The following is a 20,744-nucleotide window of genomic DNA, read 5'->3' as shown; positions in this document are numbered from 1 at the left end:
AAACAAATATAAGGAAATGCACGGTTGGACATAGTTGTTATCGCGACTGGAATTGCGTTCTTTGCTCTATGCTTCGGCTACATCAAAGCCTGCGACAAGCTATAATTTTAGGGGATCGTAACATGCTATTCGACTATATCCTCGGTGGCGCCGTGACCTTGTTTCTTCTCGCTTACCTGACATACGCCCTCGTTCGCCCGGAACGCTTCTGATCTCCGCTGGCAAGGAGCCAACCCCATGACAATCAACGGATGGCTGCAGATCCTCGTCTATTGCGGGATCGTCGTTTTGCTGGCCAAGCCGCTCGGCGGCTACATGCATCGCGTTTTCAGCGGCGAGCGCACATTCCTGTCGTCAATTCTGGCCCCGCTCGAGCGCGGGCTCTACCGCATATCAGGGACCAGCGAGCGCGAGGAGCAGCACTGGACCTCCTATGCGGCGGCCCTGCTGTTCTTTAACCTGGCCGGCTTCCTGGTGCTCTATTTCATGCAACGGCTGCAAGGCGGCCTGCCCTACAATCCGGCCGGCATGACCGCCGTCGAACCTGGGCTGGCCTTCAACACCGCCGCCAGCTTCATGACCAACACCAACTGGCAGAACTACGGTGGCGAAAGCACGATGTCCTACCTCGTGCAGATGGCCGGCTTGACCGTGCAGAACTTTCTGTCGGCGGCGACCGGCATCGCCATTGCGGTCGCGCTGATCCGCGGCTTTGCCAGGGCCTCAGGCAAATCCATCGGCAATTTCTGGGTCGATATGACCCGCTGCACGCTCTATCTGCTCTTGCCGTTCTGCATCGTCCTGACGCTGGTCTATGTCTATCTTGGCACGCCGCAAACGCTCGCTGCCTACGTCAACGCGACGACGCTCGAAGGTGCGCAGCAGACCATCGCAGTCGGGCCTGTCGCTTCGCAGATCGCTATCAAAATGCTTGGCACCAACGGCGGCGGCTTCTTCAACGCCAATGGAGCGCATCCCTTCGAAAATCCCGACGCGATCTCCAACCTGCTCCAGATGGTGACGATCTTCGCCCTCGGCGCGGCGTTGACCAATGTCTTCGGCCGCATGGTCGGCAACCAGCGCCAGGGCTGGGCAATTCTATCGGCGATGGGCGTGCTGTTCATCGCCGGCGTTGCCGTTTGCTACTGGGCGGAAGCCGCTGGGAATCCGCTCGTCCATGCGCTGGGCATCGATGGCGGCAACATGGAGGGCAAGGAGAGCCGTTTCGGCATCGCCCTGTCGGCACTGTTTGCCGTCATCACCACGGCCGCGTCCTGCGGCGCGGTCAATGCCATGCATGACAGCTTCACCGCACTTGGCGGCATGATCCCGATTATCAACATGCAGCTCGGCGAGGTTATTGTCGGCGGCGTCGGCGCCGGCTTCTACGGTATCCTGATGTTCATCGTCATCGCCGTCTTTGTCGCCGGGCTGATGGTCGGACGTACGCCCGAATATCTCGGCAAGAAGATCGAGGCCAAGGAGGTCAAGATGGCGATGCTGGCCGTGCTCTGCCTGCCGCTGGTAATGCTGATCTTCACCGCTATCGCGGTGGTGCTGCCGACCGGCGTTGCTTCCATCGCCAATGCCGGTCCACACGGCTTCTCCGAAGTTCTCTATGCCTACACCTCGGCCGCGGCGAACAATGGCTCCGCCTTTGGCGGTCTCAGCGGAAACACGCCCTGGTACAACATAACGCTCGGCATCGGCATGCTGATGGGCCGCTTCCTGGTCATCATTCCGGCGTTGGCGATTGCTGGCTCGCTGGTTGCGAAGAAGACCGTCCCAGCCTCCGCTGGTACCTTCCCGACCGACGGTCCGCTGTTCGTCGGGCTGCTGGTCGGTGTCATCCTGATCGTCGGTGGCCTGACCTTCTTCCCGGCCCTGGCGGTCGGACCGATCGTCGAGCACCTGGCGATGATTCACGGTCAGACATTCTGAAACGGCCATGCCTTGGTTCAACCTCATACGTCGGCACCACCGTCATCAACCCGATGACGGAAGGCCGGATGACGGGAGGGACGAGACGCCCCCTCCTTTCCCGACGCTGTCCACATTCCTCGCTATTGCGGCAGCCTTGATCATGATCTGGCTGCTGGCTTACGGGCCGCCGCACCTTCGTTCGGCACACGATCGACCGGTCAACAACATCGACACTGGAGCCACCAAATGAGCCCGTCGAAATCCGTGAGCATCATGGATACCCGCATTCTGTGGCCCGCTATCGGCGGTTCCTTCAGAAAACTGAACCCGCGCACCTTGATGCGGAACCCGGTGATGTTCGTCGTCGCCGTCGTCTCGGCGCTAACCACCGTGCTGTTCGTCAAGGACCTCATTACCAGCGGCGGCGATCTTGGCTTCACGCTGCAGATCATCATCTGGCTGTGGTTCACCGTGCTCTTCGCCAATTTCGCCGAAGCGGTGGCCGAAGGCCGCGGCAAGGCGCAAGCTGACTCGCTGCGTCGGGCGCGCACCGAGACGCAGGCCAAGCTGTTGAACGGCGGCGACCGCCGCAAGTTCAAACTGGTGCCCGGCACCAGCCTGAAGGTCGGCGACATCGTGCTTGTCGAAGCCGGCGACATCATCCCCTCGGACGGCGAGGTGGTCGAAGGCGTAGCATCGGTCAACGAGGCGGCCATCACCGGCGAATCCGCACCGGTCATCCGCGAATCCGGAGGCGATCGTTCGGCGGTGACCGGCGGCACGCAGGTCTTGTCCGACTGGATCCGCGTGCGCATCACTGCGGCTGCCGGCCATACGTTCCTCGACCGCATGATCTCCTTGGTCGAGGGCGCCGAGCGCCAGAAGACACCCAACGAGATCGCGCTCAACATCCTGCTCGTCGGCATGACGCTGATCTTCGTGCTGGCGACGGCGACGATCCCGAGCTTCGCCTCGTATTCGGGCGGCTATATCTCGGTGACGGTGCTGGTAGCCCTGTTCGTTACCCTGATTCCGACCACAATTGGCGCCCTGCTGTCGGCGATCGGCATTGCCGGCATGGACCGCCTGGTGCGCTTCAACGTGCTCGCCATGTCGGGCCGCGCTGTCGAGGCGGCCGGCGATGTCGACACGCTGCTGCTCGACAAGACCGGAACCATCACGCTGGGCAACCGCCAGGCGACGGCATTTCGTCCGGTCAAGGGCGTCACCGAACAGGAACTGGCCGACGCGGCTCAGCTTGCCTCGCTTGCCGACGAAACGCCGGAAGGCCGCTCGATCGTCGTCCTGGCGAAGGAAAAATACGCCATCCGCGCCCGCGACATGGCAAGCCTGCACGCGACGTTCGTGCCCTTCACCGCGCAAACCCGCATGAGCGGCGTCGATCTGGAAGGCTCCTCGGTCCGCAAGGGCGCAGTCGATGCGGTGCTTGCCCACGTCAACCTCTCGACCGTTGCCACAGGCAGTACGCGTCCCGGCAGCGACACCATCCGCGACCTCCAGGGGATCGCCGACGAGATCGCCAAATCCGGCGGCACCCCACTGGCCGTCGAGCGCGACGGGCGCCTGCTCGGCGTCGTCCACCTGAAGGACATCGTCAAGGGCGGCATCGCAGAACGCTTTGCCGAATTGCGCCGCATGGGGATCCGCACGGTGATGATAACCGGCGATAATCCGATGACCGCGGCGGCGATAGCGGCGGAAGCCGGCGTCGACGACTTCCTTGCCCAGGCGACGCCCGAGGACAAGCTGAAGCTGATCCGCGACGAACAGGCCAAGGGCAAGCTGGTCGCGATGTGCGGCGACGGCACCAACGATGCGCCGGCCCTTGCCCAGGCCGACGTCGGCGTTGCCATGAACACCGGCACGGTTGCGGCGCGCGAGGCCGGCAACATGGTCGACCTCGACAGCGATCCGACCAAGCTGATCGAGGTCGTCGAAATCGGCAAGGCGCTGCTGATGACGCGTGGGTCGCTGACCACCTTCTCCATCGCCAACGACGTGGCCAAGTATTTTGCCATTATCCCGGCAATATTCGCCATCTTCTACATCGCCCCGGGCCAGACTGCCGGGCCACTGCAAGCGCTCAACGTCATGCATCTGGCGACGCCGCAGAGCGCTATCCTCTCGGCCATCATCTTCAACGCGCTGATCATCATTGCGCTGATCCCGCTGTCGCTGAGGGGCGTCAAATACCGCGCGGTCGGCGCCGGTGCCCTGCTCAGCCGCAATCTCATTGTCTATGGCCTCGGCGGCGTCGTCGTCCCCTTCGTCGGCATCAAGGTGATCGACATGGCCATCACTGCTCTCGGTCTCGCATAAGGAACCACGTCGATGCTCAATCAAATCAGGCCCGCGATCGTCATGATCGTCTTCTTCACCGTTCTGACGGGTTTGGTCTATCCGATCGGCATGACCGGCATTGCCCAGGCGCTGTTTTCGCGCCAGGCCAATGGCAGCCTGATCGAGAAGGACGGCAAGCTCGTCGGTTCCGAACTGATCGGCCAGGCTTTCGCCAGCGACCATTATTTCCATGGCCGCCCGTCGGCCGCCGGCGACGGCTACAACGCCGCCGCCTCGGGCGGCTCGAATCTCGGCCCAACCAACCCGAAGCTCATCGACCGCATCAAGAGCGACGCCGAACAGTTGAGAGCAGAAAACCCGAACCAGCCGGTGCCGATGGATCTGGTCACCACGTCCGGCAGCGGGCTCGATCCGCATATCAGCCCCGATGCGGCCTATTTTCAGGTTGCCAGGGTGGCCAAGGCCAGGGGCGTCGATGAATCCAGGATCAAATCGGTTGTCGACAGCCAAGTCGAGGACCGCGAGTTGGGCTTCATCGGCGAGCCGGTGGTCAATGTGCTGGCCCTCAACCTTGCACTGGACGATGCGATGAAACAATGAAAGGCGGCGCCGGGATCGACACCGAAGCCGGCGCCGTTCATGATTGACCCTTATGCCAGACGACAGCCGCACCGCCGAAACCAGGCCGTCTCCCGACGCGCTGCTCGCGCATGCCGAGCGGGAGGAGCGCGGTCGCCTGAGGATATTTCTCGGCGCCGCCCCCGGTGTCGGCAAGACCTACGAGATGCTGATGTCGGGCCGCGCCAGGCTGGCCGACGGGGTCGACGTGGTGATCGGCATCGTCGAGACGCACGGCCGCAAGGAAACCCAGACGCTGGTCGAGGGCTACGAGGTCATTCCTCGTCTTGAGATCGACTACAAGGGGCGGGTCCTCGAGGAGATGGACCTCGACGCCATCCTCGCCCGGCGCCCGGCGCTGGTACTGGTCGACGAACTCGCCCATACCAACGCGCCAGGCAGCCGTCATCCCAAGCGCTACCTCGACGTCCAGGAAATCCTGACGCACGGCATCGATGTCTACACGACTCTCAACATCCAGCACGTCGAGAGCCTGAACGATGTCGTGGCGCAGATCACCCGCGTCAGGGTGCGGGAAACTGTCCCCGACTCCATAATCGACCAGGCCGACGACATCGAGATCGTCGACCTCACCCCCGACGACCTGATCAAGCGGCTTGAGGAAGGCAAGGTCTACATCCCCAGCACCGCCCAGCGCGCCATCGAGAACTACTTCTCGCCGGGTAACCTGACGGCGCTTAGGGAACTGGCGCTGCGCCGCACCGCCCAGCGTGTCGACGAGCAGTTGCTCAACCATATGCAGGCCCACGCCATTCCGGGACCGTGGGCGGCGGGGGAAAGGGTACTCGTCTGCGTCGATGCGCGTCCGGGCGGGGCGGCCCGTGTACGCTATGCGCGGAGGTTGGCCGACCGGCTCCGCGCCCCCTGGACGGCGCTTCATGTCGATACCCCTCGTTCAGCTGCCATGCCCGAGGAGGACAAGGATCGGCTGGCGACGCAACTGCGCCTTGCCGAGCAGCTCGGTGCCGAGGTGACGACCATTCCGGGTCAGAACGTCGCGCAAGACATCGTTCGCCACGCGACGGCGAACAACTTCACCCATATCGTGATCGGCAGGCCGACCCGATCGCGCTGGCGCGAATTGATCGAAGGCTCGCTCACCTATGATCTCATCCGCGACGCCGGCAACATCAGCGTCCATGTAATTTCGGGAACCGACAAGGGCACCGACGCACCCTCGAAAAATGTCAGCGCGGCAACCGAGCAGAAGCAGTTTCAGGTTAGGCCCTACCTGCTAGCCACAGCCTATGTCATGGGCTCCCTCGCCTTCAGCACTGTTCTCGACCAGTTTCTCGACGTTCGCAATCTGGCCATTGTCTTTCTACTGGCGGTGCTCACATCGGCTGTAACGGGCGGGCTCTGGCCAGCCTTGTACGCCTGTGTCGTCAGCGCCCTTGCATTCAATTACTTTTTCCTAGAGCCGCGCTACACACTGACGATCAGGGAGCCGGAGAGCATCGTTGCGCTTGCCGTGTTCCTTGTTGTCGCCGTTATCGCCAGCAATCTGACGGCGCGGGTGCAGCGTCAAGCGATCGCCGCCAGCTCACGGGCGCGCGCCACGGAAGACATCTATCAGTTTTCAAAGAAGCTCGCCGGCGCCGGCACCTTGGACGACGTGCTATGGGCCACTGCCTTCCAGATCGCCTTGATGCTGAAGCTGCGCGTGGTGCTGCTTTTGCCTGAGGACGGCACAATCGCGGTCAAAGCCGGCTACCCGCCCGACGACACGCTGGCCGAGGCCGATATCGCAGCAGCCCGCTGGGCGTGGGAGCATAACCGCGCCGCCGGGCGCGGCGCCGACACCCTGCCCGGAGCAAAACGCCTCTATCTGCCCTTGCGGACCGGACGCACGGCAGTGGGCGTTGTCGGTCTCGACAACGACAAGCAAGGTCCGCTGCTAACACCCGAGCAGCAGCGTCTGCTCGATGCGCTCGCCGACCAGGCGGCGGTCGCCATCGAGCGCATCCAGCTCGTTGCCGATGTTGACCGGGCCCAGCTTGCGGCCGAGGCAGATCGTCTGCGCTCGGCCTTGCTCACTTCCATTTCCCACGATTTAAAAACGCCGCTTGCCGCCATCATGGGCGCGGCCGGAACACTCAGGCACTTCGAGGCCGCACTTCCCGAGCAGGACCGGGCGGAACTGCTGTCGACCGTGCTTGATGAATCGGAAAGGCTGAACCGCTTCATCGCCAACCTGCTCGACATGACCAAAATCGAATCCGGCACGATGCAGCCGAATTATGCGTTTCACTATCTCGGCGACATTGTCGGCTCAGCTCTGCATCGGGCCCGCAAAATCGTCGGCGAGCACAAGACCGAGATCGATATTCCATCGGATCTGCCGATGTTGCGGGTCGACCCCGTTCTGTTCGAACAGGTGCTGTTCAACCTCCTCGACAACGCTGCAAAATACGCGCCGCCAGGTTCGACGATCCGCTTGCAGGGCTGGCTAGACAATGGATTCGTCATCCTGCAGATCATGGATGAGGGACCAGGCATTCCGCCAGCGGATCTAGAGCGCGTTTTCGACACTTTCTACCGTGTGCGCAAGGGCGACCAGGTGCGTGCCGGCACAGGGCTCGGCTTATCGATCTGCCGCGGCTTCATCGAAGCGATGGGCGGCACCATCTCGGCGGCAAACAGAACCGACCGCTCGGGTGCGGTTTTCACCATCAGGATGCAGGTGGTGCCGGCAGAGCTGCCCAACCTCGGCGAACCCGATGCAGGCCATCAGAATATGGACGATCTGGCATGACGAGCCTGGACGTCAGGATATTGGTGGTCGACGACGAACCGCCGATCCGAAAACTGCTTCGCGTCGGGCTCGGCAGCCAGGGCTATGCGATCAGCGAGGCGCCGAACGCCAACGTGGCGATCGAATTTATGGCGGCGGAAAAACCGGACCTGATCCTGCTCGATCTCGGCCTGCCCGGCATGAGCGGTCATGATTTGCTGCGCAAATGGCGCGACGACGGCCTCGATATTCCCGTGGTCATCCTGTCCAGCCGCACCGACGAGGCCGGCATCGTCTCGGCCCTCGAACTCGGCGCCGACGATTATATCACCAAGCCGTTCGGTATGAACGAGCTTGTGGCACGCATCCGCGTAGCGCTTCGCCACAAGTTCCAGAAGCAGGGTGAGAGACCGGTGTTCCAAACCGGCGACCTCTCCGTCGATCTGGTGAAGCGCATCGTCAAGGTCGAGGACAGGGAGATAAAGCTCTCGCCGAAGGAATACGACATTCTTCGCACCTTGGTGCAGCACGCCGGCAAGGTTCTCACCCACCAGTTCCTGCTGAAGCAGGTCTGGGGCGATTCCACCGACGTTCAATATCTCAGGGTCTACGTCCGGCAGATCAGGCAAAAGATCGAAAAAACGCCCGACCAGCCCCGCTATATCACGACCGAGACCGGCGTCGGATACCGGCTGCGCGAAGTCGATTGACGCGACGAGCATCCGAAGCCGCAATGCCTCTCCCAATCCGCTTCAAATCAGCGGCGGCCATGGCGTCGTCGGACAAAAGCCCTATATTGAGGGAAGATTGGTTTTGTGCGGGAATGATCGAATGCCACGGCTTCGCCTATTGCAGTCTTTTGGGTCGGCAATGCTGACTGCGGCGATGCTGTCGGGCGTAAATCCTGCTGCATCGGCACAGGTCGTCAGTCCGGCCGACCGCAACGTGTTGATCCAGCAAGACCAGTTGCAGATGTTGGAGAACAGGCTGCGGCGGCAGCAATACCAGCAGCAGCAACAGCAGTACCGTGCCCAGGATCGCCAAATCCCAATACCGCAACGGCAGGAGGTGCCGCAGATGAGGCCAACTTGCCAGTTGCTGCCGTCGGGGAGCGGCTTTGTCAGCACTTGTCGCTGACGACCGGTCCCTTTCATTTATTTAGCCGACTTATATACTGGGGAAACCGCTCCGCTTGCGCCCCATTGAAAGCGGGCGACTTTGCAACGCTGCCCTTGCCGTCTGGGCACCGCCTCGACTGGATTATCGAATGGCAGCCAGCAAGAAGAAGGTCGTACGCAAGGCAAGGAAGGGCGACGGGGTTCGCCAGGTTGCGGCGATTCCCTTTCGGCTGAACGAGCATGGCGATGTCGAGGTGATGCTGGTCACATCGCGAACGACGAGGCGCTTCATCGTACCGAAGGGCTGGCCGATGAAGGGCAAGAGCGGCCGCAAGGCAGCCACCATCGAAGCACAGGAAGAAGCCGGTGTTCTCGGCAAGACACTGAAACAGCCGGCCGGCACCTATCACTACTGGAAGCGGCTGACGAACCGCTTCGTTCGCGTCGATGTCGTCGTCTATTTGCTTGAGGTAACCGAGGAACTTGCCAATTGGCAGGAAGCCGAGAGACGGCAGCGGGCATGGCTGACGCCGACCGACGCGGCGTTGCTGATCGACGAGCCGGATCTTTCGACGCTGGTGAGGAACATCGGGATTCCCGAGGTGGAGCATAATCCCAAAAAGCAGAGTCCGGCGTTCGGAAAAGATCCCGCTCAATAGAAGATGGAGGCCCGCCCCGGCTGTGTCGGGATGGAATTGGTTCCAGCGCCCGCCGCCGTCTCTTGAACCGATGCCTCACTGATTGCCATCGTCTTCCTCGGGCAGAGGTCGCACCGGCGTACCGGTATAGGCCCACAGCCATTCGCGCGGCAGCGGCCCCTTGTTGCGGTCGCTTTCCTGCGACTGTTCCCATGCATGGGCGAGGATGCCGACCGAGCGCGACAGCACGAAAAGGCCTCGCGTCAAAGGCGGCGGGAAGCCGAGCTCGCCGTAGATGACGGCCGTGGCACCATCGATATTGAGCGGGATTTTTTTGCGCTTGCGCCGCGCAACCTCGGCCTCGACCCTCTCGGCGATGTCGGCGAAGCGCCCGCTGACGACGCCGCGCGCGGCAAAGTCGCGGGTCAGCTCGATGAGGCGGGGCGCCCGCGGGTCGACCGGGTGGAAGCGATGGCCGAGCCCCGGCACATAACCGTCTTCCCCAGCAAGGAAATGATCAACCCGCAGTGACACGGCCTCCGCGAGCGGCACGCCGGCGTCCAGCTGGGCGGCGATGTCGCCGTAGAAGGAAAGCGCCTGTTCGCCGGCGCCGCCATGCACATCGCCAAGCACGTTGATGGCAGAGGCCATGGCGCTGTTGATGCCGACGCCGCAGGTTATCGCCATGCGGGCGATGGCGATCGACGGCGCCTGCGGCCCATGGTCGACGGCAGCACCCAGCGCGATGCCAAGCAGCGCCGCCTGCTCCTCGCTCGGCAGTTCGCCGCGCAGCATCAGCCAGATCATTGCCGGAAAGCTGACGCGGCCGATCAGATCCTGGATTTCATAGCCGCGCAGCCGGATGACGCCGGGGCGCATCTCGATGATGCCGGTCTGCCACCATTCCTCGCCGCGCGCACGGCCAGTCTTGTTTTCCGTGTCGCTCATGCCTTCGCTCTTTTCTTGGCGCGTGGCGGCAGGCCGGCAAAGACCTCGTCCATATGCTCGCCCAGCCCCGGCGGCGGCCTGCTCGGCAAAGGTGCCTCGCCATCGACCATGAAGCCGCCGCGCACCACGGTGAGCGGCCTGTCCATCCCGGACACAGCCTGGAAGCGCGCCGTCATGCCGCGCTCGATCACCTGTTGCTCTTGCAGGACCTGCGGGATTGTCAGCACCCGGCCTGCCGGCACGCCGGCGCGATTGAACGTCTCCTCCCAGGCGGCGGCAGAGCCGTTCGCCAGGGCATCCTCGATCAGCGATTTCAATGCAATGCGGTTCTGCTTGCGCGTTTCACGCTCGGCAAAGCGGACATCCGAGGCCAGCTCCGGCCGGCCGATCAATCGGCACAGCGCGACGAACTGCTCCTGCTTGTTGGCGGCGATGTTGAGCAAGCCGTCGCCGGTGCGAAACGCGCCAGACGGTGCGGCCGTCATGTTTTCGTTGCCCATCGGCTGCGGCTCGATATCCGCCGTCAGATAATTCGACACCGGCCAGCCGAGCGCAGAAAGCGTGCATTCGAGCATCGAGACGTCGAGGAACGCGCCCTCGCCTGTCGTCTTCTGCCTGACCAGCGCGGCGGTAATGGCGAACGCCCCGACCAGCCCGCCAAGCGTATCGGCGGCGGGATAGCCGACACGCAGCGGCGCCGTCTCCGGTGTACCGGTGATGCTCATAATGCCGGAAAGACCCTGGATGATCTGGTCGTAGGCTGGATTGTCGCGCATCGACCCGGTCTGGCCGAAGCCTGTTATCGCACAATAGACAAGGCTTGGCCGGACCTCTTTCAGCCTGGCATGGCCAAGCCCCAGCCGGTCCATTACGCCCGGGCGGAAATTCTCGACCAGCGCGTCGGCCGAAGCGACCAGATCGAGGAAGCGTTCGCGGTCGGCCTCCTGCTTGAGATCGAGCGCCACCGAGCGTTTGCCGGCATTCTGCGCCAGGAACGAAGCGCCCATGCCCGCCCGGTTGAGCTCCGGAGAGGCACCGAGCTGGCGCGCCAGGTCGCCGCCTTGCGGCGTTTCGACCTTGATGACGTCGGCGCCGAGCAACGCCAGCTGGTAGGCGCAATAGGGGCCGGCCAGCACATTTGTCAGGTCAAGGATGCGGATGCCGGAAAGCAGGTCTGTCATGACGTCACGAACAGCTCAGGCATCGCCCGGCACGTGCTCCGGTCCACGCATGCGCCTGTGCTCGATGTAGGCCCAGATATGCGGTCCGACCAGCCCGATGAAGGCCAGCGTCAGCAGCGTCAGCGATAATGGATGCTTGTAGAACACCGTCCAATCGCCGTTGGAGATGGTCATCGCGCGGCGGAACTGCGTTTCGGCAAGCGGCCCGAGAATCATGCCGATGATGACCGGCGCGGTCGGGAAATCGAAACGCCGCATTAGGAAACCGGCGGCACCGAGCAGATAAAGGATGACGAGGTCGATCGGCGATTGCGAGATGCCGTAGGTGCCGACCGTGGCGAACACCAGGATGCCGGCATAGAGCTGCGGCGCCGGGATCTTCAGCAATCGCACCCAAAGCCCGATCAGCGGCAGGTTGAGGACGACGAGGATGACATTGGCGATGAACAGGCTGGCGATCAGCCCCCACACCAGGTCGGCCTGCGTTGTCAAAAGCAGCGGCCCCGGATTGATGCCGTAGCTCTGAAATGCCGACAGCATGATCGCGGCCGTCGCCGAGGTCGGCAGCCCGAGCGTCAGCATCGGCACCAGCACGCCGGCGGCGGATGCATTATTGGCCGCTTCCGGCCCGGCAACGCCCTCGATGGCGCCGACCGTGCCGAACTCCTCCTTGTGTCTGGAGAGTTTCTTCTCGATCGCATAGGACAGGAAGGTCGGGATTTCGGCGCCGCCGGCCGGCATGGCGCCGATCGGGAAGCCGATCAGGGCGCCGCGCAGCCATGGCCTCCACGAACGCGACCATTCGGCCGCGGTCATGTAGAGCGACCCTTTCAACGGCACGATGTCGTCCTTGCCGGCATAGCGGCGCGAGGCCATGTAAAGCGTCTCGCCAACGGCGAACAGGCCAACCGCGACGACGATGACGTCGACGCCGTCCAACAATTCGCTCATGCCGAAGGTGAAGCGCGGCTGCCCCGTCTGCAGATCGACGCCTATCATGCCGACGACGAAGCCGACGAACAGGCTGGTCAGGCCGCGCACCGACGACGAGCCGAGCACCGCCGAAACCGTGATGAAGGCCAGCACCATCAACGAGAAATATTCGGCCGGACCGAAAGCCAGCGCGAATTTGACGACGATGGGCGCCAGGAAGGCAACGCCGATCGTGCCCAGCGTGCCGGCGACGAAGGAGCCGATCGCCGAGGTCGCCAGGGCCGCACCGCCACGGCCGGAGCGGGCCATCCTGTTGCCTTCCAGCGCGGTGACGATGGTGGCGCTTTCGCCAGGCGTGTTGAGCAGGATCGATGTCGTCGAGCCGCCATACATGGCGCCGTAGTAGATGCCGGCAAACAGGATGAAGGATGCCTCTGGCGCCACCTGATAGGTGATCGGCAACAGCAGCGCGATGGTCAGTGCCGGCCCGAGGCCGGGCAGCACGCCGATCGCAGTCCCCAGAGTGGTGCCGACCAGGCACCATATGAGGTTGATCGGTGAGAAGGCGACGGAAAATCCGTGCGCGAGATGGCCGAGCGTTTCCATGGCGTCAGCCCCTCAGCATGGCGACGACCGAATCGACGATCGCGTTCAGCTGGTTTTCGATGAAGCCGGCGCCGATATTGACGCCGAGCGCTCTGGCGAAGCCGAAATAGGCGGCCAGCGCCAGGATCAGCCCCAGCAGCACATCACGCAGCGGACGCCGGCTGCCGAAACCGTGGCAGATAAGAACGAACATGATGACAGATGCGGCGGTAAAGCCGAGCGGCTGGATCAGCGCCAGATTGGCGATCAGTCCGAGGGCGACGATGCCCATCGCCTTCCAGTCGGTCGGCGTCTCCTTTTCGTCGTCCGGCTGCCAGCCGCCCCGCAAGGCGGCAATGATGAGCAGCAGCGACAGGATCACCATCCCGGTCATGGTGATGTAGGGAAAGACGGTCGGACCGACCTTGGAATAGAGCGGCGACACCGGGATTGCCAGCGTCTGCCAGGCAACCGCACCCGCACAGGCGAGGAGCCCGACGCCGATCAGCAGTTCGGGCACTGCAAGGCGCGGCGGCGCCTGCTGGTCGCTGGTGCTCATCATCGTCCTCCCAATGTCGGTCCCTTGGGGCCGGTTCTCCTTGGACCGGTCTCACTCGCCGATCTCGGCGTAGTTTCACCTCCGGCGGAGCTTATGTCCATGCGGCTGGCGGAAGTCGGCAAGGGTTGGCGCAGGCCGCCCCTTGCCGAGAGCATCACGCCAGGCCGAGGTCCTTGAGGATCGTCCCGATGCGGGCCGTGTCTTCGGCGACGAATTTCGCATAATCGTCACCGGTAAGCAGGATCTGCGTCCAGTTGCGGTTCTTGCATTCGGTGGCCCAGGCGTCGCTCTTGGCCATGGTCTCGATCAGCTTGATCATTGCTGCCTTGTCAGCGTCCGAGACGCCGGGCGGTGCGAAGACGCCGCGCCAATTGAACAACTCGACATCGATGCCGGCTTCCTTCATCGTCGGCGCATCGATCCCCTCCTGGCGTTTGTCGGCGGAGATGGCCAGCAGCCGCAGCGCACCCGCCTTGATCTGTTCGGCGAACTCGCCATAGCCGGAGATGCCGGCCGCGACCTGGTTGCCGAGCAGCGCCGAAAGCGCCTCGCCGCCGCCGGCAAACGGCACATAGGAGAGATTGGTAGCCGGAACACCGACGGTCTTGGCGATGAGGCCGAACAAGATGTGGTCCGAGCCGCCGGCCGAACCGCCAGCGACCGGAACCTGCGTCGGGTCAGCCTTGAGGGCAGCGACAAAGTCCGCGGCCGTCTTGAACGGCGAGGCGGCCGGCACCACAAGCGCCTCGAACTCGCCGGTGAGGCGGGCGATCGGCGTGACTTCGGTAAGGTTGTTGGCCGCCTTGTTGGCGATGATGGCGCCAACCATGACCATGCCGGCCACCATCAGCGCATTGCCCTTGCCTTTCCACTGGTTGACGAACTGCGGCAGGCCGACAGTGCCGCCTGCACCGCCGACATTGGTGATCTGCGAGCCGGAGATCAGTTTTTCGCTGCGCAGCACCTGGTCCATGGCGCGCGCCGTCTGGTCCCAGCCGCCGCCCGGCGCCGCCGGCACGAAAATCTGCAGCTGCGGCGCGTCCTGCGCGAAGGCGGGGACAAAATGCGATGCTGCGAGTCCGGCAGCACCTGCTGCCGCGGTGCTCATCAAGAATCGGCGTCTGTTCAGCATGGGATTCCTCCAAATCGCGACACCTCCTCCGGTGCCTGCCAGAAACGTGGCCTGACTTCAGACCCGCTCGATAAAATTCATGCAGAGTTTGCGTCTTCCTGTCAAAGACAGAACACTCCGCATGCGGCACAATCGGCCTGTGCGATTTTCAGGCAGGCGAACTCGATGCCCGACGACGACGTGACAGGCAGTGCCAAACAGCATCCGTCAGGGTTGCCGCTCCAGCAGGATGGTCGGCTTGCCTTGGTAGACGGTTCGCAGCACTTCGCCATAACCGCATTTTGCCGCGACGTTCAGCGATCCGGTGTTTTCCGGATCGATGATGCAGACGGTCTTCGCAGCTGCAAACGCCTCATCGCCCCAGGCAAGCACCCGTGCGACGACTTCGCTGGCCAACCCGTGGCCATGCGCGCCCGAAACCAGAGCCCAGCCGGTCTCCGGAATGCCCTCGATCGACGGCGTCATGTCGCGTTTCAGATCGTGAAAGCCGGCCTCGCCGATGAAGCGGCCGGTCGCCTTTTCCTCGATCGCCCAGAAGCCGTAGCCCAGAAGCGACCACAGGCCGGCATGGCGCAGGAAGCGCATCCAGCTTTCCTCCCGCGTGCGCGGCTTGCCGCCGATAAAGCGGATGACGACGGGATCGGCCCACATAGCGACATAGGCGTCGAAATCGTCAAGCCGGTGCGGCCGCAGGACCGTGCGCGAGGTTTCAATCACTGGAGCGACAATTGTATGCGGACTGGCCATGGTCATGTCTCGGTTGTGTTGCCGGTGCCTAATGCAGGTCTTCCAAAAGTGGGGACAGCGACACGCACGAGAGGGGAAATCCAAATCCGTTACGAAAAACAAGAGCCAAGGCTGTGTAGATCATCTTCCAGGCTGATGTGAATCCTGCCAGGCGGTGTTAGTTTTTCTGCAGTATTGGTTCAGGCGCGTTGGGTTTCGGCGCTGCCGTCCGACAGAGGGAAAACAGCATGGACACCACCGACCTTGTGCTTGCCATCTTCCATCATCTGCTGGTGTTTTCGCTGGCAGGCGTCATCGGCGCCGAATTCGTCCTGATCCGCAGCGACTTGTCCGCCGCGACGCTGAAGCGGCTCGTCGGCATCGACCGCCACTACGGTATCATTGCCATGCTGATCATCGTCGTTGGCATCGGCCGCGTCGTCTATGGTCTGAAAGGCTGGGAATTCTACGTCTACAATTGGATGTTCTGGGCAAAGATGGCCGCGTTCGCCATTGTCGGCCTGTTGTCGATTATCCCGACCATCCGTTTCCTGTCCTGGAACAGGCAGGCGAGCGTCAGTCCCGGCTTCCAGGTGCCTGCGGCGGAGCTGGCGTCTGTTCGCATCTATGTCCGCACCGAGGCATCGATCTTTCTGTTGATCCCGGTGTTCGCGGCGGCGATGGCGCGCGGCTATGGCTACTAGAATAGGTTGGAGAAAGGGCATCGGACGGCCCAATCTTCCCACTCATTTGCGCAGAGAAACGTGGAGTTTGCCGTTTGGGCCCGATTGTCATTTGTCGGGTTGCGCTAGTTATTGCTCCATCTACAGTCGGTTTTAGAGGAACCCGCGCAGCGGTTGGCAATCATATCCTGGGAGGAAACACGATGCGAAAATTCATCGCCGCGCTGGCTGTCGCTGCGGCCGCCATGCTTTACCCGTCGGCCGCTGGCGCGCAGACCTACCCCGAACGCACTATCACCATTGTCGTGCCGTTTTCGGCGGGCGGCCCTACTGACACCGTCACGCGTCTTGTCGCGGAAGGCATGTCGAAGGACCTCGGCCAGCAGGTCATCGTCGAGAATGTCGGCGGCGCCGGCGGCACACTGGGCGCCGGCCGCGTCGCAAATGCCGAGCCTGACGGCTACACGCTGCTCCTCCATCACATCGGCATGGCGACCAGTGCGACGCTATATAGGAATCTCGCCTACGACACGCTGAACGCGTTCGAATATGTCGGCCTCGTCACCGAGGTGCCAATGACCATTGTCGCCCGCAAGGACCTCGAGCCGACCGATCTGAAGGGGCTGGTCGACTACGCCAAGGCCAACAAGGACACCGTCACCGTCGCCAATGCCGGGATAGGCGCGGCCTCGCATCTGTGCGGCATGCTGTTCATGAGCGCCATCGGCACGCCGCTGGTCACCGTGCCCTACAAGGGCACCGGCCCGGCCATGACCGATCTTCTCGGCGGCCAGGTCGATATCATGTGCGACCAGACGACCAATACCACCAAGCAGATCCAGGGCGGCACGATCAAGGCCTATGCCGTAACCTCGCCGCAACGGCTAGACGTGCTGCCGGACGTGCCGACGACGATAGAAGCCGGCCTTCCCCAGGTGCAGGTCGGCATCTGGCACGGCATCTATGCACCCAAGGGCACGCCGGCCGAGATCACCGAACGCCTGTCGAAATCTCTGCAGGTGGCGCTGAAGGACCAGAACGTCGTCGCCCGATTTGCCGAACTCGGCACCAAGCCATCGCCCGAGGCCGATGCCACGCCGGCCGCGCTCAAGGCCAAGCTGGAAAGTGAGATCGCGCGCTGGAAGCCGATCATCGAAGCGGCCGGCCAGTACGCCGACTAAAGGTTTTAACGGGGCGCCGCCAGCGCCCCGTTTTTACACCGGCATCGGCACGCCCGTGAGGCGGGCCAGAAGGACGCCATGAAACCTTTCGCAATCGACAGAACCAACGGCATATGCGCCGCGCTGTTGATCTTTATTGGCGCCTTTTTCGCGCTGCAGTCGCTGGGCCTCGAAATCGGCACCGCCTTTCGCATGGGCCCGGGCTATTTCCCGCTGGTGCTGGCGATCGTGCTGATCCTGCTTGGCGCCGCCATCCTCGTCCAAGCGGTGCGTTTCGAGAGCGAGCCGATCGGTTATATTGCGTGGCGCGGCATGCTGTTCATCCTGCCTGCTCCGATCTTCTTCGGCCTGACGGTGCGCGGCCTCGGCTTCATCCCCTCGATCTTCCTGACGTCGCTGATCGCATCTTTCGCCAGCGGCCGTATGAAGCCGCTGACTGCACTCGTGCTGTCGGCCGGCCTGACGCTGTTCGCATTTGTCGTCTTCAGCTACGCACTCGGCCTGCCGTTCCGGCGTTTCGGCCCGTGGTTGCCACTGTCGTTGTGAGGAGATGAAATGGAACTCCTCAACAACCTCGCACTCGGCTTTTCGACGGCCACATCTTTGGCAAACCTCGGTTTCTGCCTGATCGGCGTCCTGCTCGGCACGCTGATTGGCGTGCTGCCCGGCATCGGCGCCACCGCAACCATCGCCATGCTGTTGCCGATCACCTTCCAGATCGGCGACCCGGTTTCCTCTCTCATCATGCTCGCCGGTATCTATTACGGCGCGCAGTATGGCGGCTCGACCACCGCCATTCTCATCAACATGCCCGGCGAATCCTCGTCAGCCGTCACCGCAATCGACGGCTATCAGATGGCCAGGAACGGCCGCGCCGGAGCAGCCCTGGCGACTGCGGCGATAGGCTCGTTCTTTGCCGGCACGGTGTCGACCTTCCTCGTCGCCATCTTTGCCCCACCGCTGACGGCGATAGCGCTGAGATTCGGCGCGGCCGAGTATTTTTCGCTGATGATCGTCGGCCTGGTCTCGTCCGTCGCGCTCGCCCACGGCTCGATCGTCAAGGCGCTGGCCATGGTCGTGCTCGGCCTGCTGCTGGGACTTGTCGGCACCGATATCTACACCGGTACGCCCCGCTTCACGCTCGGTATCCGGGAATATGCCGACGGGCTGAATTTCGTCGCAGTGGCGGTCGGCGTCTTCGGCGTCGCCGAAATACTGCGCAACCTCGAAAACGAGCATGGGCGTTCCGTGCTGATCCGAAAGATCTCAGGCCTTATGCCGACCCGCGAAGATTTTCGGCGCATGGCGGCTCCCATCGTGCGCGGTACAATCATCGGTTCGGCGCTCGGCATCCTGCCGGGAGGCGGCGCGATCCTTGCCGCTTTTGCCTCCTACACCGTCGAAAAACGTGTCTCGAAAAATCCCGGGGAATTCGGCAAGGGCGCCATCGAAGGCGTCGCCGGGCCGGAATCGGCCAACAATGCCGGCGCCCAAACCTCCTTCATCCCGATGCTGACGCTCGGCATTCCGGCCAACCCGGTAATGGCGCTGATGATCGGCGCGATGATCATCCAGGGCATCGTGCCCGGCCCCAATGTCGCCATCGAACAGCCTGCGCTGTTTTGGGGTATCATCACCTCGATGTGGATCGGCAATCTGATGTTGATTGTCCTAAACCTGCCGCTGATCGGGCTTTGGGTGAAACTTCTTACCATCCCCTACTACGTGCTCTTCCCGATCATCATGGCGTTCTGCTCGATCGGCGTTTACAGCGTCAACACCAACGTCTACGACCTCTATGCCGTCGCCTTCTTCGGCTTGCTTGGCTACCTCCTGACCAAGCTGCGCTGCGAACCTGCGCCGCTGCTGCTCGGCTTCGTGCTCGGCCCGCTGCTCGAGGAAAATCTGCGCCGCGCCATGATCCTCTCGCGCGGCGACCCGAGCACCTTCGTGACGCGGCCGATCAGCGCCAGCCTGCTCCTCATCGCGCTTGCTGTGCTCGTCATCGTGTTTCTCCCCGCGGTCAGGAAGAAGCGCGAGGAGGTGTTCGTCGAGGAGAGCTCCTGAACGTGGACGGCGCCACATCGGAGGAACTTCAGAGTCACTTGGCTGGCACTGATTCGGTAGCCGCCTCTACTGGCCCGAGCGGCGCGATCTCGACCAGCGGTGCAGGCACGCTGGTCGTCTTTTCCTTGGCCTTGCAGATATCGGCGATGACGCAGGCCGGGCAATCCGGCTTGCGCGCCTTGCAGACATAGCGGCCGTGCAGAATCAGCCAATGATGCGCATGCCGCATATATTCATCCGGAATGATCTTCAAAAACCCTTGCTCGACCTGTTCCGGCGTCTTGCCCGGCGCCAGGCCGAGCCTGTTACCAATGCGGAAGATGTGCGTGTCGACCGCCATCGTATGCTGGCCGAATGCCACGTTGAGCACGACGTTGGCGGTCTTGCGCCCGACACCCGGCAGCTCGACCAGCTGATCGCGATCCTCGGGTACCTCGCCGCCATGGTCGCGGATCAGCGCCTCGGACAGCGCGATGACGTTCTTGGCTTTGTTGCGCCACAGCCCGATCGTGCGGATATGGTCGCCGAGCCTGGCCTCGCCCAGCGCCAGCATCTTTTGCGGCGTGTCGGCAATTTTGAACAGCGCCCCCGTCGCCTTGTTGACGCCGGCATCCGTCGCCTGAGCCGAAAGCACCACCGCCACCAACAGCGTGAAGGCGTTGATATGTTCGAGTTCGCCCCTCGGTTCGGGCCGCTGAACGGAAAAACGCCGGAAAATCTCATGCACCTCGGCCGCGCTGTAAAGCGCCCGGGATCTTGCGGGCCGCGGACTCGGCTTGGCGTTCGAACCATCGCGGCGGCCGGGCAACAGGTCTTTTTTTAGCGCAGAAGAGTTTTTGGGCTTGGGGCTTGTCATTGCCTTCCTATAATATTCTGCAATGAGCGACACAAACGCCTCATTTCAGGCCGACGAGCCATTCTTCCAGGCGCTGCTGACACCGCACCGGTCGCTGGGCAAGACCGGCTTTGCCATACTGATGGGCGCCCTGCTGTTCGGGTGGCTGGTGACCGGAGCGTTTTTTCTGTCGCGCGGCGCCTGGCCGGTGTTCGGCTTCTTCGGCCTCGACGTGATCGCCGTCTACATCGCCTTCCGCGCCAATTATCGTGCCGCCCGGGCTCGCGAGGAGGTATCGGTGTCGCGCACCAGCCTCGACATCCGCAAGACTGCCCCGTCAGGCAAATCGGAAGCACACCGCTTCAATCCGTTCTGGGCGCGCTTTTCGATCGCCCGCCATGCCGAGATCGGCATCACCAGAATGGCGGTCGAGGCGCAAGGAAAAACCGTCTCGATCGGCGGCTTTCTCAACCCCGACGACCGCGAAAGTTTTGCCAACGCATTTTCGCGCGCTCTGGCAACCGCCAAGGCGCGCTGAGC

General features: G+C 62.9%; 20 protein-coding genes. 13 read left to right on the top strand and 7 right to left on the bottom strand.

Annotation, left to right across the window (positions count from 1 at the left end):
• Positions 1-68: 68 nt before the first annotated feature.
• The 8 genes from AC0L2X_RS26385 (at position 69) to AC0L2X_RS26350 (ending at position 9,395) form a co-directional block, all read left to right on the top strand.
• Entirely contained in the window at positions 69-212 is a 144-nt protein-coding gene (locus AC0L2X_RS26385; RefSeq protein ID WP_352489107.1) for a K(+)-transporting ATPase subunit F, read from the top strand.
• Between the two features lie 25 nt (positions 213-237).
• Positions 238-1,941 (top strand): potassium-transporting ATPase subunit KdpA, encoded by a 1,704-nt coding sequence (gene kdpA, locus AC0L2X_RS26380; protein ID WP_473600640.1) that lies wholly within the window; start codon positions 238-240, stop codon positions 1,939-1,941.
• A gap of 228 nt (positions 1,942-2,169) precedes the next feature.
• Complete coding sequence (gene kdpB / locus AC0L2X_RS26375; protein ID WP_473600639.1) at positions 2,170-4,263, top strand: potassium-transporting ATPase subunit KdpB; 2,094 nt, start codon at positions 2,170-2,172, stop codon at positions 4,261-4,263.
• A gap of 12 nt (positions 4,264-4,275) precedes the next feature.
• Complete coding sequence (kdpC, locus tag AC0L2X_RS26370) at positions 4,276-4,845, top strand: potassium-transporting ATPase subunit KdpC (RefSeq protein WP_473600638.1); 570 nt, start codon at positions 4,276-4,278, stop codon at positions 4,843-4,845.
• A 52-nt stretch (positions 4,846-4,897) separates the two neighbouring features.
• Positions 4,898-7,639, top strand: coding sequence for a DUF4118 domain-containing protein (locus AC0L2X_RS26365; RefSeq protein ID WP_473600637.1), 2,742 nt, complete (start codon positions 4,898-4,900; stop codon positions 7,637-7,639).
• Entirely contained in the window at positions 7,636-8,328 is a 693-nt protein-coding gene (locus AC0L2X_RS26360; RefSeq protein ID WP_473600636.1) for a response regulator transcription factor, read from the top strand. The genes AC0L2X_RS26365 and AC0L2X_RS26360 overlap by 4 nt, the downstream gene beginning before the upstream one ends.
• A 121-nt stretch (positions 8,329-8,449) precedes the next feature.
• Positions 8,450-8,755 carry a hypothetical protein gene (locus AC0L2X_RS26355; RefSeq protein WP_473600635.1) on the top strand — a complete coding sequence of 102 codons (306 nt, stop codon included), beginning with the start codon at positions 8,450-8,452 and terminating at the stop codon, positions 8,753-8,755.
• Between the two features lie 130 nt (positions 8,756-8,885).
• Positions 8,886-9,395: an NUDIX hydrolase gene (locus tag AC0L2X_RS26350; protein WP_473600634.1), complete on the top strand. Its 510-nt coding sequence runs from the start codon at positions 8,886-8,888 to the stop codon at positions 9,393-9,395.
• A 75-nt stretch (positions 9,396-9,470) separates the two neighbouring features.
• Here the strand turns inward: AC0L2X_RS26350 and AC0L2X_RS26345 are convergent, their stop codons facing one another.
• From AC0L2X_RS26345 to AC0L2X_RS26320, 6 genes are all read right to left on the bottom strand, one after another.
• Positions 9,471-10,322, bottom strand: a complete 852-nt coding sequence (locus AC0L2X_RS26345; RefSeq protein ID WP_473600632.1) for a citryl-CoA lyase — start codon at positions 10,320-10,322, stop codon at positions 9,471-9,473.
• Positions 10,319-11,503: a CaiB/BaiF CoA transferase family protein gene (locus AC0L2X_RS26340; protein WP_473600631.1), complete on the bottom strand. Its 1,185-nt coding sequence runs from the start codon at positions 11,501-11,503 to the stop codon at positions 10,319-10,321. The genes AC0L2X_RS26345 and AC0L2X_RS26340 overlap by 4 nt, the downstream gene beginning before the upstream one ends.
• A gap of 15 nt (positions 11,504-11,518) precedes the next feature.
• Positions 11,519-13,042 carry a tripartite tricarboxylate transporter permease gene (locus AC0L2X_RS26335; protein ID WP_023675290.1) on the bottom strand — a complete coding sequence of 508 codons (1,524 nt, stop codon included), beginning with the start codon at positions 13,040-13,042 and terminating at the stop codon, positions 11,519-11,521.
• Between the two features lie 4 nt (positions 13,043-13,046).
• On the bottom strand, positions 13,047-13,580 hold the full coding sequence (locus tag AC0L2X_RS26330; RefSeq protein ID WP_473600630.1) for a tripartite tricarboxylate transporter TctB family protein: 534 nt from the start codon (positions 13,578-13,580) through the stop codon (positions 13,047-13,049).
• A gap of 154 nt (positions 13,581-13,734) precedes the next feature.
• Positions 13,735-14,712, bottom strand: a complete 978-nt coding sequence (locus AC0L2X_RS26325) for a Bug family tripartite tricarboxylate transporter substrate binding protein (RefSeq protein WP_473600629.1) — start codon at positions 14,710-14,712, stop codon at positions 13,735-13,737.
• Positions 14,713-14,919: 207 nt separating this feature from the next.
• Positions 14,920-15,459, bottom strand: coding sequence for a GNAT family N-acetyltransferase (locus AC0L2X_RS26320; protein WP_473600628.1), 540 nt, complete (start codon positions 15,457-15,459; stop codon positions 14,920-14,922).
• 227 nt (positions 15,460-15,686) lie between these two features.
• Between AC0L2X_RS26320 and AC0L2X_RS26315 the strand changes: the two genes are divergently transcribed.
• From AC0L2X_RS26315 to AC0L2X_RS26300, 4 genes are all read left to right on the top strand, one after another.
• Positions 15,687-16,142 (top strand): DUF2214 family protein, encoded by a 456-nt coding sequence (locus tag AC0L2X_RS26315; protein WP_473600627.1) that lies wholly within the window; start codon positions 15,687-15,689, stop codon positions 16,140-16,142.
• A gap of 182 nt (positions 16,143-16,324) precedes the next feature.
• Positions 16,325-17,302, top strand: coding sequence for a tripartite tricarboxylate transporter substrate-binding protein (locus AC0L2X_RS26310; RefSeq protein WP_473600626.1), 978 nt, complete (start codon positions 16,325-16,327; stop codon positions 17,300-17,302).
• 78 nt (positions 17,303-17,380) lie between these two features.
• Entirely contained in the window at positions 17,381-17,848 is a 468-nt protein-coding gene (locus tag AC0L2X_RS26305; RefSeq protein WP_473600625.1) for a tripartite tricarboxylate transporter TctB family protein, read from the top strand.
• 9 nt (positions 17,849-17,857) lie between these two features.
• Positions 17,858-19,369 carry a tripartite tricarboxylate transporter permease gene (locus AC0L2X_RS26300; protein ID WP_473600624.1) on the top strand — a complete coding sequence of 504 codons (1,512 nt, stop codon included), beginning with the start codon at positions 17,858-17,860 and terminating at the stop codon, positions 19,367-19,369.
• Between the two features lie 34 nt (positions 19,370-19,403).
• Here AC0L2X_RS26300 and nth read toward each other — a convergent pair whose 3' ends face one another.
• Entirely contained in the window at positions 19,404-20,225 is an 822-nt protein-coding gene (nth, locus tag AC0L2X_RS26295) for an endonuclease III (RefSeq protein ID WP_473600623.1), read from the bottom strand.
• 22 nt (positions 20,226-20,247) lie between these two features.
• Here nth and AC0L2X_RS26290 point away from each other — a divergent pair, with 22 nt between their 5' ends.
• A complete protein-coding gene (locus AC0L2X_RS26290; protein ID WP_473558691.1) occupies positions 20,248-20,742 on the top strand; it encodes a DUF2244 domain-containing protein in 495 nt (164 codons plus the stop codon).
• The last annotated feature ends 2 nt before the right edge of the window (positions 20,743-20,744 follow it).

The organism is Mesorhizobium sp. WSM4828, assembly GCF_055811175.1.
The sequence above is the reverse complement of the archived record's forward strand: the minus strand, read 5'-3'. Positions and strand labels throughout refer to the sequence as shown.